The sequence below is a fragment of the Chitinophaga deserti genome (genome assembly GCF_003149455.1).
Classification (GTDB): Bacteria; Bacteroidota; Bacteroidia; order Chitinophagales; family Chitinophagaceae; genus Chitinophaga; species Chitinophaga deserti.
In genome coordinates this window covers 23,090-38,579 of sequence record NZ_QFFK01000004.1, presented here as the reverse complement: position 1 = coordinate 38,579, position 15,490 = coordinate 23,090, and the positions used below count along the sequence as shown (strand labels likewise).

The following is a 15,490-nucleotide window of genomic DNA, read 5'->3' as shown; positions in this document are numbered from 1 at the left end:
GGCGCATGCAGAAGAAACCAGGACCTATAGGCGTTTTTGATTCAGGATACGGCGGGTTAACCGTGCTGAAGGAAATCATCAAAACTTTACCGGAATACGATTACATCTACCTTGGTGATAATGGCAGGGCGCCCTACGGCATCCGCTCTTACGAAACCGTTTACCACTACACCCTCGAATGTGTGCAGCATCTGTTCAATATGGGCTGTCACCTGGTTATACTGGCCTGCAACACCGCATCCGCCAAGGCACTGCGTACCATCCAGCAAAACGATCTGCCGGGCATTGATCCGGAGAAGCGCGTGCTGGGCATTATCCGGCCCACTACTGAGATCGTGGGGGAATATTCCCGCAGCCGCAACGTGGGCATCTTTGGCACGGCAGGCACTGTCAATTCCCAAAGCTACCCCATCGAAATAGAGAAGTTTTTCCCGGATGTGACCGTTTACCAGCAGGCCTGCCCCATGTGGGTGCCGCTGGTGGAAAATGACGAGTACGAAAGTGAAGGGGCCGACTTCTTCATTAAAAAATACATCCGGCAGCTGATGGTGCAGTCTGAAAACATTGACACCATTGTACTGGGATGCACGCACTACCCTTTACTGGTGGATAAGATACGGAAGCACCTGCCTGCGGATGTAACGCTGCTGTCGCAGGGTACCATTGCCGCAGCGAGCCTTGAAAACTACCTGGAGCGGCATCCGGAGATCAGGGAGAAATGCAGTACGGGGGGCACCAGGGAGTTTTATACAACTGATGATACCGGTACGTTTGACCGGCAGGCAGGAATATTTTTCGAGCAGCCCGTTTCAAGTAAGCATCTGGCATTGTAGCCATGCAAAAAATCCGTACATTGAAGTGAACTTTTCATCTAAATAACTTCACTATGCTAAGTAAAACCATACAGGACGCATTGAACGCACAGGTAGGATTGGAAGCAGCTTCTTCACAGGCATACCTGGCTATGGCCTCCTGGGCAGATATTCAGCCGGGGCTGCAGGGCGTGGCCGACTTTTTCTACCAGCAATCCGACGAAGAAAGGGTGCATATGCTGAAGCTCCTCAAGTTCATCAACGAGCGTGGCGGGTTTGGTGTGGTGCCAGAGCTGAAACAGCCTATCATCACCTTCCTTTCCCTGAAACGTGCATTCGAGGAATTCCTGGCCCACGAGATCAAGGTTTCTGAAAGCATCAACGACCTGGTACACCAGGCCCTGCAGGAAAAAGACTATGCCACACATAACTTCCTGCAATGGTATGTATCTGAACAAATCGAAGAGGAAAGACTGGCCCGCACCCTGAACGATAAGCTGGAGCTTATCGGGGAAGATAAGAGCGGCCTTTACCTGTTTGACCGCGATATTATGAATTACCGACTCCAGGTTGCCCGGGGCGGAAAATAGGGAGCACATAAAATCATGATCCGAAAGGCCGGCGTAATGCCGGTCTTTTTTTTTGCAAAAAACCACGCCCGAAGCGTGGTTTCTGCGATTAGCCCGGAGGAGAAACAAGGAGCAGTCCCTTAGTTAAAAACCGGGCGATAGATTTTGCTGACAGATTCGCGGTGCATTGTCAACTTAGATGCCTGACGGTAAAGTCCTGTATGCAGGCGTATAAATTTGTGCAAACGTTTCCTTTAATCTTCATCTTCTTCTACGGTTTCCTGTGGTACTTCGCGGTTCTTTTGGGCGCGGATGGTTTTAAGATGGCCGGTAGGTGTTTTGCCATAGTGCCGGGTAAAGATGCGGGAGAAGTGTGTCTGATCGGAAAATCCTGACATATAGGCGATTTCCGTGAGTGTATATTTTTCTTCTTCCATGAGTTCGAGTGCTTTCTCGATGCGCTTTTTGCGGATGAAATCCCCGAAGGTCATGTCTTCGAAATCGCGGGTAAACTCGTTGGAGAGGTATTGCGGATTGGCGTTGAGCTTGCGTGCGAGGTCGGGCAGGCTGAGGGTGAGGTTGGTATCGATCTGATCCTGCACAATGGCGGCGATCTCCTGTACCCACATTGGTTTGCGCACACGGTCGGAGTACTTCTGAGTCACGAAGCGGTGGAACACTTCCATGAGTACCTGTTCGGAGTATTGCGGTGTTTGCGTGAGGCCGGGAAGTTGTTTGGCCCAGCTGTACAGCGCGTCGAAAAGGATGATGCCCTGTCGGGTGAGTTCATCGCCGGGGGGGATGTTCATGGCCAGTCCTTCGGCAATGGCCCTGAAGCCCGCAGTTTGCGGGGATGCATCGTTTCGGCCGGTGACGAGGCTGCGGATGAGGGGCGATATAACGGGCAGCGCCGGATCGGGCAGGCGGTGCTTCCGGAGGAAGATATCGAAGGTGCAGTAATGATCGCCGAGGTAATAATCGGACCCGGGTACATCAAAAGCAATAGCGTTTTCAGACCTCGATACAGGGATCACGCGGCCTTCGGGGAGGTAAAGTATTTCAGCCTCTTCATCGATCAGGCGGCGGATAAGCCAGGAACATGCGATACGGTCGAGTTTAGGATGCAAACAGGTGACCCATTTCATAATAGACGCGGTTTATAATATGATTTGAATATGGTTCTGGAACAGAAAATGAAACTTTTATAGGAATATCCCTGTTAATCGATTCCTAATCCCTGAAATTCGTCCCCGGAAACCGCGTGTAGCGCAGGCGCCGGGACACTTATTGTCAATCAAACACAATCCCACACGCAAGATTTTCTTTGAAATAAATTTGGGAATGCGGGAATAATTTTATTATTTGGCCTTAAATGCAAACGATTGCACTTTTACGGTGCAAACGATTGCAGCCCGAGAGGGTTCAACCAAAATTTCACGAAAGGAAAAATGATAAAATAATATCAGGACAGCTGAATTCCATACCAATGTTGTGCATTTCTCCACCGAGGGCCAGGCATTGTGACGAAGCCGAACCAGAGAAGATCCACGCTTTACGACAAACTGATACAGAGGACAGCACCTCCACTTTACGGGAATCGATTAATCTATGAAATATGCGCCGGCTATATGTTCCGGCCAAACACGTTATTAAATGCTAATCACAATCACCAGTCAAAACTGATTATTGATGAGAAAATTTCACGTTAGAAAGCTGCTGCTTTTGCCTGGCGCCGGCTTCCTGGCTGCCGGTCTTTGGGCTATGCCCCTGCAGGCGGCAAATTACAGCCCGGGCGCCACTACAGGCGCCAGTCCACGGTGGGCCTCCATCAAAGGTTCCGTTTCCGACGACTATGGTAAACCCCTTGCCGGCGTAACCGTTCGCCGTAAAGCCGGTTCCGGCCAAACCGTTACCGATGCCGATGGCAACTTCTCCCTGTCTGCAGAACCCGGAGAAATACTCGTTTTCTCCCATCCCTGGTACCGCCTCACCGAAGCCACCGTTACCGCAGGTAAAAACCTCGCAGTTCAATTACTGCCTTCCCTGCAGGACAGTGATTCCGTGTACAATATCCTCTACGGGCAGCAACGCAAAGCCACTTCCGTGGCCGCCGTTTCACAGACAGGTTCACGCGAACTCAATAAGACTTTCTCTTCCAGTTTACAAGGTATGCTGGCAGGCCGCCTTGCCGGATACAATGTATCCTATACGCCCGGCATCCCCGGTGATGAAACGTTCTCACCTGAATTGCGCGGCCAGTCGCCCATGATTATGGTAGATGGTAGTCCTGCCCGCAACCTCACCAGCATTAACCCCGAACAGATCGAGTCGGTAACACTGCTGAAAGACGCCCTTTCCACCGCCATGTACGGCATGCGGGCTTCCAACGGCATCCTGCTCATTACCACCCGCAAGGGCGATAAAGCCAGCGGCCAGCGTATTTCCTTCACCGCAGGCGCAGGAACGTCCCAGATGCTGAAAAGCTACAAACCCGTAAGCGCCTACGACTATGCCCGTTTATATAACGAAGCACTCGCCAACGACGGACAGCCTGCTGCGTATACTCAGGCAGACCTCGACCATTACCGCAACGGAACCGATCCATTTGGGCACCCGGATGTGGACTGGCGCAGCGAGGTGCTTAAGAAAAACGCCCTCATGCAGCGGTACGACCTGAACATCTCCGGCTCCCGCGGCAATGCGCGTTATTTCGTGGACCTGAACTATACCAACCAGGCCGGTCCGTTCCAAACGGCTTCCTTCAATAAATACAATACCAACGCCGATATGCAGCGTTACCTGATCCGTTCCAATGTAGACGTTCAGATCAACCGCAGCATTTCCGCCTCCCTTAACCTCCTGGGCCGTATTCAGAATAACAACGAGCCGGGCGGCTTCGGTCCTGCCATCATGCAGGATATCCACAACACCCCGCGCAATGCCTACCCGGTATTAAACCCAGACGGCTCACTCGGCGGCAATGCATCTTACCAGAGCAATATCTATGGCGAAACCGTGAAGAGCGGTTACGCCAATCTGTATAACCGCGATATCAATGCGGAGCTGAACATCAAGGCAGACCTCGGTGATATTACACAGGGCCTCTGGTTCCGCGTAGGCGGTTCGTTCTACACCAGCTTCACCGAGTATATCGTGCGTGTGAAAGAGAACGCCGTGTACCAGCTGTACATTGACCCGGCTACGGGCGACAGCACCTATCTTAAAACCGGTGAGGATACCGATATGGGCAACTTCCGGGAAAGCAGCTCCACCGAGCGTTTCCTGTATGGTGATGCACAACTCGGCTGGGACCGCGGCTTCGGCAACCACCACATCAGCGCCCTCGCTTCCGTGAATTACGACAACCGCATCCTCGGCTCCCAGCTGCCGCAATACTTTATGGGTGTGGCGGGCCGTATCCGGTACGATTATGCAGAGAAGTACCTCTTTGAAGCCGCCATCGGGTACAACGGTACCAACCGCTACCATCCCGACCGCCGCTATGGCGCTTTCCCTGCATTCGGCATCGGCTGGAACCTTGCAAAGGAAAACTTCCTGAATAAGGACTGGCTGAATATGCTGAAGCTGCGCGCCACTTACGGTCTTACCGGCGAAGCATTCAACTCCGCCCGCACTTCCGGCTCCGGCGAAGCATATTTCGTATACAACCAGTATTACGTGAATGGCACGGGCTACAGCTTCGGCACTACGCATTCCGCGGTAACCGGTGTGCGTGAGGGCAGCCTCAACAACCCCTACATTTCCTGGGAAAAAGCCCGCAAATTTAATGTGGGTGTGGACGTGGAAGTTCTCGACAACCGTCTTGCTTTTACAGCAGAGCTGTATAACGATCTGTACTACGACCTGCTGATGAACCGCGGTACCAACACGGCACTGCTGGGCATCGGCTACCCGCAGGAAAACCTCGGCAAGATGCGCCGCAAGGGCATGGAGTTTACCGCCACTTATCGCGGCACTGCTGGTAAACTGAACTACTATGCTTCAGGCAACCTGTCTGTAAGCCACGGCATCAACACCTTCATGGATGAAACCGCACGGCCTTATCCCTGGTTGGTACGTACCGGTGATTACGTGGGAATGACCTACGGTTACCAGGCAGAAGGCCTCTTCCAGAGCGAAGAAGAAATCAACCGCAGCGCGGTGATAGACGGATACCGACCTAAACCGGGTGATATCAAATACAAAGACCTGAACAACGACGGCCGCATCAATGCATTCGACCAAACGATGATCACGCCCGAAAAGCCGCGTATCAACTACGGCGTGAACCTGGGCCTCGGATGGAAAGGATTTGACCTTACGCTGCTCGTGAATGGTACAGCTAACCGCTATTCCAGCATACAGATCGCAGAATTCCTGGACAACGGGCTGGGCAATGCCTGGGAGCATCACCTGGGCCGCTGGACGCCGCAAACTGCTGCATCCGCCACCAATCCCCGTCTTACCATTGGAACCAACTTCAACAACTCGCAAACATCCAGCTACTGGTTGAAGAATACTTCCTTCCTGCGGCTGCGCAATGCCGAGCTGGGATACAATGTTCCGGAAACTTTCGCCAAAAGGCTCCGCCTCGCATCGGCCCGCTTCTTCCTGAACGGCACCAACCTACTGACGCTGTCGAAGTTTAAAGACACTGATCCGGAAAACCTGGCAGGCAGATACCCGGTGTCGCGCGTGATGTATGCCGGTATAAACGTTAAACTCTAATGCGCATCAACATGAAAAAACTCATCTATATCATACCAGCATTTGCCCTGTTTGCGACGGTGGGATGCAATAAGAACCTGGAGGAAGGCCCGCTCGAGAACCTCGACTCTTCCTTCATCTTCGACCCGGTAGACAAGAACGGCGCTTATGCGGATCAGTTCCTGAACGATATCTACGGCAACATGCCCAATGGCTGGAACCGTATCGGCAACGCCATGCTGGACGCTGCAACGGATGACGCCGTGCCTTCCATGCGCGGCAGCTCCATCGAAGATTTGCGCTTCGGCCGCATCGATCCCTTCGGCAACCCCGATGATGTGTGGACGAGCCGGTATACGCAGATCCGTAAGGTGAACGTATTCCTCGCCAACATAGGCAAGGTGCCGATGGAAACTGAAACGAAGGACTACTGGAAAGCGGAAGCCCGCTTCCTCCGTGCCTTCGCTTACTTCGAACTGCTGAAACGCTATGGAGGCGTACCCCTCATGGGCGACCGCATCGGCACCCTGGCCGACGATCTCCAGCTGCCCCGCAACACCTTCGCGGATTGCGTGGCATACATCACAGCTGAGCTGGATGCCATTAAGCCCCTCGTTCGCCAGTTCCCTGCTTCGGGCGGAGATTATGGCCGTATCACCAACACAGCAGTACTTGCCCTTCAATCGAGGCTCCACCTCTATGCTGCCAGCCCGCTGTTCAACGCAGGCAATCTTGCCACGGAAAATAAAGAGCTCACCGGCTACGCAGATGTTTCTGACGCCGCCGTGAGAGCCCGCTGGCAGAAAGCCGCAGACGTGTCTAAAGAACTGCTCGACCTCAACGTGCATATTATTGAGCCGAACAACCGCTACATCAACGTCTTTATTACGCGAGACAGTAAAGAGATCATCCTCTCCTACCTCCGCGCCAATAGCAGCGATGTGGAACAGAATAACGGTCCGGTTGGCTTTACCCAGCACGGCCACAGAGGGTATACCAGTCCTACCGAAGAGCTGGCCCAGGCGTTCCGTATGACGAACGGCAAGCTCATTACCGATCCCACATCAGGATACAATCCCGACAAACCAAACGTTGGCCGCGACGTGCGTTTCAATAACGTATTCTTCTTCAACGGCAGCAAATGGATGCGGAGAACCGTGGAAACCTATGAAGGCGGGCTGGACCGGCCGGGAGGTAACCTCACGCAAACGCAAACGGGTTACTACCTCCGTAAGTTCATGTACAATGCGGAAACCGCCACATCACTGGGCGCACAACCGCACAACTTCCCCCTGTTCCGTTATGCGGAAGTATACCTGAACTACGCAGAAGCGCTCACGGAAACGCTGACGGATGACGCCGACAACCCCACGCAGGCAGCGGTAGACGCGCTGAACAAGATCCGCGCACGGGGAAATATCGGCAACGTATCCCGCACATCCGTTACCAAGCTGCAGATGCGCGACCTCATCCGCCAGGAGCGCCGCGTGGAGCTGTGCTTCGAAGAGCACCGTTACTGGGACATCCGCCGCTGGAAGATCGCGAAAGATGTGCTGAACGGCAGCCTGCATGGCAACAGCATCATCCGTAACGACGATGGTACGTTCACTTACACGCCCACGGCGATTGCGCAGATGTCTTTCCTTGACAGGATGTACCTCTACCCCATCCCGCAGGCAGAACTGTACAGAAACCGCAACCTGAAACAAAATCCCCGCTGGTAATCCAATAAAGCATCCGTTATGAAAAAAATATGCACTACCCTCCTCCTGCTCTGCATGCTGGTCCAGGCCATTGCCCAGGACGCCCGCAGAAACGTCAGGGGCACCGTCAGGGACGCCAACGGAGCGGTTCCCGGGGTGATCATCTTTGAGAAAGATGTGCCCAGCAATGGCACCACAACCAACGAAACAGGGCACTTCAACCTGTCTGTCCGCGGCAAAAGCAATACCCTCATCTTTAAATTCGTAGGCTACCTGCAGCAGGAAGTGAACATCGCCGGTAAAAGCGATATCAACGTTACCATGCAGCAGGACGTGAAAGGCCTCGAAGAAGTTATGGTAGTGGGTTACGGCCGCACCACCAAGCTCAGCAATACCGTGGCCACCAGCTCCGTAACCGGAGACGAGATCCGCCGCGTGCCCACTGCTTCCCTGCAGAACGCATTGGTGGGTAAGCTCCCCGGCTTCCTCGCCATGCAGCGCTCCGGCCAGCCGGGCCGCGATGGTGCCGAGTTCCTCATCCGCGGTGCTTCCACTTTCTCCAATAACCGGAACCTCACGCCCCTCATTATTGTGGACGACGTAGAGTTTACCGGTAACTTTTCCGACATCGATCCCGAACAGGTAGCCAGCGTTACCATTCTGAAAGATGCGGCCTCCGCAGCGGTATATGGGATCAAAGGCGCCAACGGCGTAATCGTAGTTACCACCATCCGCGGCCAGAGCGGTAAAGCACAGATCCGCCTCACCAGCAACTACGGCCGCCAGGGCAACAGCATCCGCCCTCGCTTCCTGAGCGCTTACGATCATGCCCGCCTTCGCAACAACGCCCTTGTGAGCGACGGCCTGCCTAAAGAGTATACCGACGAAGACCTCGAACACTGGAAAAACGGCACCGATCCTTACGGTCACCCCGATATCGACTGGTGGGATGTGCTGGTGCGTAAATCCACCACGCAAACCAAGAACAACCTCAGCATCACCGGCGGTTCCGACAAAATGAAATATTTCGTATCCGTAGGGCACCTGTACCAGAACGGTATCCTGAAAGACTTCCGTGAACCGGGCTCTTCCGTGAACCCGAACTACTACCTCAAACGCTATAACTACCGCAGCAACCTCGACTTCCAGGTAACACCCACCCTCGACCTCGGACTGGATGTATCCGGCTACTTCGGGGAAGAAAACGAGCCTAACACCCGCGGCCGTGCCAACCGTAACAAGATCTGGTTCGAGATCTACGATTACAAAGCGCTGCCGCCCATGGCTTACCCCATCTACAACCCCGACGGCACACTCGGTGCAGCACCGGAAACCGTGGTTACAGGTAACGGCGCTGGTAACAACATCGTAGGCAGGCTCATGAAAGGCGGTTACAGGAGAGATTTCGAAAACGATATGCAGGTGAACATCCGCGCATCGCAGAAGCTGAACTTCCTGCTCGACGGACTGAAGCTCTCTGCACTGGTAAGCTATTCCAGCAACCAGAGCTTCAGCCGCGACCTCGGACGCACTAACTTCCTCTCATTCATCTACAACAGCAAGAATCAGACATATACCCCTCTCCTGCCCAATACGTACCGCGACGAGAAGTATAGCCTCAGCGCTACTGCTGCAGTGGTGGAGAAACGCCTGAATACGCAGCTGTCACTGAACTACGATACCACGTTTGGCCTCAACCACCGCGTATATGCACTGGTGCTACTGAACCAGTTCTCCGAAACTGAAGGCGCCGCACTGCCTGAAAACTTCCGTGGCTACACCTTCCGCCTCGGCTACGATTACCGGAAGAAATACCTCATTGAGTTTAACGGCGCCTATAACGGTACCGACCGCTTCAAATCCAGCAACCGTTACGGCTTCTTCCCCGCGGTATCCGGCGGATGGAACATCGCAGAGGAACCTTTCTTCAAGGAAAACGTATCCTTCATGGACCTCCTGAAACTGCGCGGCTCCATCGGGATGACAGGTACCGACGATATCGATAACACTTACCAATACCTCTACGAACACGTGTACCTGAGCGGACTGGGCTACAACTTCGGTGAAAACCAGCGCGCGTTCAACGGTATTTACGAAGGCATCCTAGGTAATGAAAATGTGAGCTGGGAGAAAGAATTACAGTGGAACATCGGTACGGATATGAACTTCTTCAAAAACAAGCTGTCGTTCACCGCGGAAGTGTTTAAAAGAAGAAGGACCGACATCCTGCTGCCCCGCCAGAGCCTCAGTTCCATGATCGGTATCGGCCTCCCTCCTTCTAACCTTGCGAAGGTATCTAACCGCGGCTTTGAGCTGAATATGGATTACAGGAACAAGATCAACCAGTTCAGCTACCGTATCAATGCGAACATGTCTGTCGCCAAAAACGAAATAGACTTCATGGACGAAGGTAACCCTCCCTACGCGTGGCTGCGCCAGACGGGCGGGCCTACCAACCGTGAACTGGGATATGTAACCGAAGGTTTCTATTACGATCAGGCCGATGTGGACAAAAGTCCTGTGCCTGTGGGTCCTAAACCGCTGCCCGGTGATCTGAAGTACAAAGACCTGAATAACGATGGTAAGATCGACCCATACGATATGGCTTACAACCGCTTCTCCAACACCCCCACCACGCAATATGCGATGACGCTGGGCGGCGACTGGAAAGGCCTGAGCTTCTCCGTTACCTTCCAGTCGGCCACCAACTTTGTACTGAGCCAGTTTGCGGAAGCGGTAACGCCTTTCTTCGGTAACCTGCGCCAGGTGCACCTGGATGCCTGGACGCCTGAGAACCGCGACAATGCCAAGTTCCCCCGTATTTCTACCATGGATAACATCAGCAACGCACTCTCTAACCCGTCGGACTTCTGGACGGTGAAGGGCGATTACATCAAGCTGCGCAATGCGGAGATCGGGTATACCATTCCCCGCCGTATTACCAGCAAGCTGCGCCTGCAGCAGGTACGGATCTACGCCAACGGCTCCAACCTGATGACCTGGATGCTGGGCCCCAACCTGTACGACCTCGACCCTGAGGTGAGCTCCAGGACGGAAGGCGGGGTTTACCCGACGCAGAAAGTCTATAACGCAGGTCTGAATGTTAACTTTTAAAACACCGGAAGCACATGAAAAGCATTTATAAAATCTGTTTCGCCGCCATGGCCAGTGCAGGCATGCTCGCGTCCTGCGCGAAAAAAGATCTGCTGGACCCAACGGTAGTGCGTACGCTCAATGAAGAGCTGACCTTCAGCGACAGCGTGCGTACCATCAGCTTCGTAACCGCTATCTACAGCGAGCTGGGAGCCAACTCCTTCAGTAACCGGTATGGTAACGGGGGAAGTCTGGCCGAAGGATCTGACGAGTCTGTATCCCGCCTCTTTGGTGCTACCCAGGCCTGGGTGCCCCTCATGATCGGGACGCTCAACGCCACGCGTACCACACCATACGAAAAAGTATATAACAACGGGTGGACCAACATCCGCCGTGCCAATACCTTCATTAAGAACTTCGCTAAACTGCCGCTGGCAGAGGAGACGAAGAACCGGCTGCTGGGTGAAGTGAAATTCCTGCGGGCATGGTACTTCTGGTCGATGGTGCAGCACTTCGGCGGCCTGCCTATTATCGGCGATAAACTCTATACGCTCGATGAGACCATTCTTGAGCCGCGTTCCAAGTACGAAGACTGTATTGAATACCTGGTGAAGGAACTGGATGAGGCCCGCGACCTGCTGCCTTCGCCCCGCGGCGATCAGCGCCCCGAAGATTACGGCCGCGCCAACAAAGGCTTCTGTATGGGCCTCAAAGCACGCATCCTCATGTTTGCCGCCAGTGATCTGTATAACGGCGGACAGGAGTCTATCGCAGGCGACAGAAAGCTGCTGGTTGGCTACGAAACCAAAGACGATGCACGCTGGCAACGGGCGCTGGATGCAGCACAGGATGTGATCAGCACCGGCTGGTACAATCTCGTGGAAAACAATGCGCCTACACCCGGCAGAGGGTTCTATGAGTTGTTCATCAACCGCGTGAACGACGAGTTTATTTTCCCTGCCATGGCCGGTAACAACCGTACCATGGAGGCAAACTTCCTCCCCCGTTCGCGCAACGGCAACGTAAACGGATGCCCCAGCCTCAACGCAGCCAAGCGTTTCGGCACCAACAAAGGCCTTCCGATCACTGATCCCGCATCGGGCTACAATCCGGCAGAACCTTTCAAGAACCGTGATCCCCGGTTTACTTACACGATCATCAACAACGGCGATAAATGGCGTACCAACGCCAGCAGCACCGCTTCTCCCATATGGACATATGTAGGCGCTCCTACCGATGGCATGGATGTAAGTCTGGTGTACACCGGCATGTTCTTCCGGAAATTCTGTAACGAATCATCAACCGCCAATGCCGGTACCAATACCGACCGTGTAATGCCCATCATCCGCTATGCGGACATATTGCTCATGCATGCAGAAGCGAATATCGAACTGAAGAATTATGAAGCCGCTGCAGAAAAGATCATCATGGTACGCAAGCGCGCAGGCATCCAGCCCGGTGCTGACAACCGTTATGGCCTCAAAGTAAGCACGGATGAAGCCTACTGGAACAGCGTTATCCGCAACGAGCGTGCGGTGGAGCTGTGCCTTGAAGACTCCCGCTTCTGGGACGTGCGCCGCTGGAAAACCGCTCCTGTGGAGCTGAATACCACTATCATGCGCCTGAAGATCACGAAAGGAGCCGACGACAAGTTTACCTACGAGGAAATCCCGGTAGACAAGAACCCCTTCCGTGTGTTCCAGCCACTGCATTACTTCTTCCCCCTGCCTATGACAGAGGTTATGAAGAATACGAAAATGGTACAGAACCCCGGCTACTAAGCCTCTCTGCACTTCATCAGAAAGCCCGGCGCACCTTTGCAGCCGGGCTTTTTTTATACTCCGTTACGCCCAATACTTACATTTTTTATAGTACCACACAACGGGCCGCGCCTTTCCGTACGATGTATTACCACTGTAATTTTGTGGCATGAAAACACTCGTCATAGTAACACACCCGGCACTGGAGAAATCAGTGATCAACAAAAGATGGATTGAGGAGCTTGAAAAGCATCCGGAGAAATATCATATCCATTCCCTGCACGAAGTATATCCTGATGAAAAGATTGATGTACTGAAAGAACAGCAACTACTCGAATCGTTCGACCATATCGTTTTCCAGTTTCCTTTTTACTGGTTTAACTGCCCGCCGCTGCTGAAAAAGTGGCTCGATGAGGTATTGACCCACGGATGGGCATATGGCAGTAAAAGCGGCTATAAATTGGGCGGGAAGAAGATTGCGCTGGCCATCTCCGCAGGCATCGAAGAATCGGGCTATACACCGGAAGGCAAATACAAATACACCATGGAAACGCTCACCACGCCATTCCAGATCACTTTCGAATATGTGAAGGCGGATTATAAGGGGATTTATGTGTATTACGATATTGAACAGAACAGTTCTCCGGAATGGATCGAGCAGAGCGTGGCACCCTTCCTCGGGTTTATCGATAACCTTTCATGAAAAAGCCCGCTCCGCTATCAGCGGAACGGGCTATGATATTCATTTAACTTCCCTGCTCAGGATGCGGGCGGTACCTTCACCGCCTGACGGCCAATAAGCTTCCAGTGCTTCCCTGACTTCGACCACACCATCATCACATACAGGTTTACATGACCGGCCTTTCCGCCATCGTTGGTATCTGCAGACAGCGTATGCCGTACAATGGCCGTGGGGCCTGTGATGAGGATGGATTGATCTGAAAGGTCCATCGTTACAAAATCGCCTTTACCGCTCACCAGGTAGTCTACAAACTGGGCCTGTGTTTCTATACGGCCATTGGAATGACCGTAGGTGAGCGTAGGGCCTGTAAGCGCTTCGAGGGCGGGCTTATCGGCTGCGAGCATAGCGGTACGGAGCTTTGATACAGCGGCTGCTACCGCCTGCTCGTCTTTCGACTGCGCGAAGGCCAGCTGACTGAAGGCTGTAAGCGCAAGCAGGGAAAAGAATGCTTTCATGTTTTCATGTTTGTGGAATCTTATCAATTTACAAAATCTTCCACATAAAACATTACTGCGGCGGGAAGTTGTACGGCATCCATCCGGGGAGAGCCGCCAGTTCCTTTTCCACATCATCGCTGATGGGAATGCCCCATTTCTCGAAGAAAGGCGCCACGTTGCGGCCGCTTACCTTGGAGAAGGTTTTAGCCCACATGTTACGCTTCTGCTGATCGCCTTTCACATATCCGCCCGAAGGGTCGGATGCAGCCAGCTGCTGGTATTCCCGGAAGAACTGCTTGTATGTTTCCCAGCCAAATGCTTCCTGCAACTGGCGGAACATGATGAGGCCGAGGAAGGGATCTTTCTGCCATTTGGTATACTCAGGCCCGGCAGCGAAATACTTCTTCATGGCAGACTGAGTTTCGTCGTTAGACACACCGGTATGCGCATCGTCGCGGCCACCCAGTAACCGGTCGAACATATAGAGGGAGAAGAAGTTACAGCTTACTTCAGTAGTGCCGCCAAATACCCAGTCGTTATTCTGCATATTATGCCCGATCTCATGGAAGAAGCCCCAGTTAGCGCCGCCTTTGCTGCCTTTCAGGAGTTTTGCAGGGTTGGCGATTACATCGGCAGAAAGCAATCTTCTGGAAGGGGAATGGTGGATCATAATGGGGTAACCGCTGTGCATGAAGCCACCGCCGATATGCTCGTCGATCACCATGCGCTGCGGCCGGTAAAAAGGCTGCGGTATCTGCGCCAGTTCCATTTCTCCACCCACAATCAGATCCCACAACTGTAACACACTTTCCGGATCGCTTACCTGCCGTAAAATAGAATCGGGGATGGTGAGCACCACTTTACCGGTAGCCAGCTCGCCCCAGGGTGCTTTGCTGGCAGCCAGCTGTGCCTGCCATTCTGCAGCCGTGGTTTTGCCGGCGATGAAGAGCGGAGCCTTCACGGCGCGGGCTATCTTCACATCCGCCGTCCATGAATCTGATTTAGGCGGTGCGGTGATGTAAATGAGGCCGCCGAAGGGAGACGTGATGCGCATGGATTTCCTGCGGATGGTATCAACCCGTACAATGTTGGGCAGGCGCCGCCAGTCTTCCCCGCCAGCTACCCAAAAATTGAGATTATCGGAATGTGCCCCGATCTGGAGGCATACATCTTTCCCGATCAGCGATTCCGGTACTGTTACTTCGATGTACTCCCCGGCAACTGCATAGAGCCCGGTACTGTACATATTGTTGCGCCAGGGCTGTGAGAAGTTCAGTTTGGATACTACAGGCACCAGTGCATCGGAGATTTTGTTATGCGTGATGGAAACCGTTTGTGTTACCCTTGCGGCGCTCTTGTCTACCGTTCCGGGAAAAATGGCCGCGGAGGGATGCGCGGGAATGCGGGCATAATCGGTGGAGGCCAGTTGTTCCTTGCTCCAGTCGCGCACTGCTTCGCGCATTTCCTTGTCTTTAACGGAAAGCCTGTTTTCAGGTGTAATGAGGATGTTGGCGGGCGTGAGCTGCTGCGCGCCGGCCGTCAGCGCTGCCATTACCATGGCGCAGCTGAGAGTGGTTTGCCTTATCATAAGAGTAGTCATCTTTCAGGTAATATACGGCACCCGTATAATCGTTTCCGCTCAATTTGGATGAACGGCTGAATTTGTC

At 53.4% G+C, this 15,490-nt stretch carries 10 protein-coding genes; 7 read left to right on the top strand and 3 right to left on the bottom strand.

What is annotated here, in order from left to right; genetic code table 11:
* Window positions 1-5: 5 nt before the first annotated feature.
* Together murI and DEV76_RS10005 are read left to right on the top strand one after the other, a co-directional pair.
* Window positions 6-833, top strand: coding sequence for a glutamate racemase (murI, locus tag DEV76_RS10010; RefSeq protein ID WP_109697769.1), 828 nt, complete (start codon window positions 6-8; stop codon window positions 831-833).
* A gap of 53 nt (window positions 834-886) precedes the next feature.
* Complete coding sequence (locus tag DEV76_RS10005; RefSeq protein WP_109697768.1) at window positions 887-1,402, top strand: ferritin; 516 nt, start codon at window positions 887-889, stop codon at window positions 1,400-1,402.
* Between the two features lie 233 nt (window positions 1,403-1,635).
* Here DEV76_RS10005 and DEV76_RS10000 read toward each other — a convergent pair whose 3' ends face one another.
* Entirely contained in the window at window positions 1,636-2,526 is an 891-nt protein-coding gene (locus DEV76_RS10000; RefSeq protein WP_109697767.1) for a chromate resistance protein ChrB domain-containing protein, read from the bottom strand.
* Window positions 2,527-3,070: 544 nt separating this feature from the next.
* Here DEV76_RS10000 and DEV76_RS09995 point away from each other — a divergent pair.
* From DEV76_RS09995 to DEV76_RS09975, 5 genes are all read left to right on the top strand, one after another.
* A complete protein-coding gene (locus DEV76_RS09995) occupies window positions 3,071-6,109 on the top strand; it encodes a SusC/RagA family TonB-linked outer membrane protein (RefSeq protein WP_109697766.1) in 3,039 nt (1,012 codons plus the stop codon).
* An 11-nt stretch (window positions 6,110-6,120) separates the two neighbouring features.
* Window positions 6,121-7,812 carry a RagB/SusD family nutrient uptake outer membrane protein gene (locus DEV76_RS09990; protein ID WP_198652011.1) on the top strand — a complete coding sequence of 564 codons (1,692 nt, stop codon included), beginning with the start codon at window positions 6,121-6,123 and terminating at the stop codon, window positions 7,810-7,812.
* Window positions 7,813-7,830: 18 nt separating this feature from the next.
* Entirely contained in the window at window positions 7,831-10,905 is a 3,075-nt protein-coding gene (locus DEV76_RS09985; RefSeq protein ID WP_109697764.1) for a SusC/RagA family TonB-linked outer membrane protein, read from the top strand.
* A 14-nt stretch (window positions 10,906-10,919) separates the two neighbouring features.
* Window positions 10,920-12,665, top strand: coding sequence for a RagB/SusD family nutrient uptake outer membrane protein (locus DEV76_RS09980; protein ID WP_109697763.1), 1,746 nt, complete (start codon window positions 10,920-10,922; stop codon window positions 12,663-12,665).
* A gap of 148 nt (window positions 12,666-12,813) precedes the next feature.
* Window positions 12,814-13,347 carry an NAD(P)H-dependent oxidoreductase gene (locus DEV76_RS09975; protein ID WP_109697762.1) on the top strand — a complete coding sequence of 178 codons (534 nt, stop codon included), beginning with the start codon at window positions 12,814-12,816 and terminating at the stop codon, window positions 13,345-13,347.
* A 56-nt stretch (window positions 13,348-13,403) separates the two neighbouring features.
* On the opposite strand, the gene DEV76_RS09970 is transcribed toward DEV76_RS09975, so the two are convergent.
* On the bottom strand, window positions 13,404-13,841 hold the full coding sequence (locus DEV76_RS09970; protein WP_109697761.1) for a nuclear transport factor 2 family protein: 438 nt from the start codon (window positions 13,839-13,841) through the stop codon (window positions 13,404-13,406).
* A 52-nt stretch (window positions 13,842-13,893) separates the two neighbouring features.
* Window positions 13,894-15,423 (bottom strand): M60 family metallopeptidase, encoded by a 1,530-nt coding sequence (locus tag DEV76_RS09965; protein WP_109697760.1) that lies wholly within the window; start codon window positions 15,421-15,423, stop codon window positions 13,894-13,896.
* Window positions 15,424-15,490: the final 67 nt, after the last annotated feature.

Coding starts and splice junctions, on each gene's coding strand:
- DEV76_RS09995 (WP_109697766.1), top strand. CDS start 3,071: ATGAGAAAATTTCACGTTAGAAAGCTGCTGCTTTTGCCTGGCGCCGGC.
- DEV76_RS10005 (WP_109697768.1), top strand. CDS start 887: ATGCTAAGTAAAACCATACAGGACGCATTGAACGCACAGGTAGGATTG.
- DEV76_RS09990 (WP_198652011.1), top strand. CDS start 6,121: ATGAAAAAACTCATCTATATCATACCAGCATTTGCCCTGTTTGCGACG.
- DEV76_RS09975 (WP_109697762.1), top strand. CDS start 12,814: ATGAAAACACTCGTCATAGTAACACACCCGGCACTGGAGAAATCAGTG.
- DEV76_RS09965 (WP_109697760.1), bottom strand. CDS start 15,423: ATGACTACTCTTATGATAAGGCAAACCACTCTCAGCTGCGCCATGGTA.
- DEV76_RS09985 (WP_109697764.1), top strand. CDS start 7,831: ATGAAAAAAATATGCACTACCCTCCTCCTGCTCTGCATGCTGGTCCAG.
- DEV76_RS10000 (WP_109697767.1), bottom strand. CDS start 2,526: ATGAAATGGGTCACCTGTTTGCATCCTAAACTCGACCGTATCGCATGT.
- DEV76_RS09980 (WP_109697763.1), top strand. CDS start 10,920: ATGAAAAGCATTTATAAAATCTGTTTCGCCGCCATGGCCAGTGCAGGC.
- murI (WP_109697769.1), top strand. CDS start 6: ATGCAGAAGAAACCAGGACCTATAGGCGTTTTTGATTCAGGATACGGC.
- DEV76_RS09970 (WP_109697761.1), bottom strand. CDS start 13,841: ATGAAAGCATTCTTTTCCCTGCTTGCGCTTACAGCCTTCAGTCAGCTG.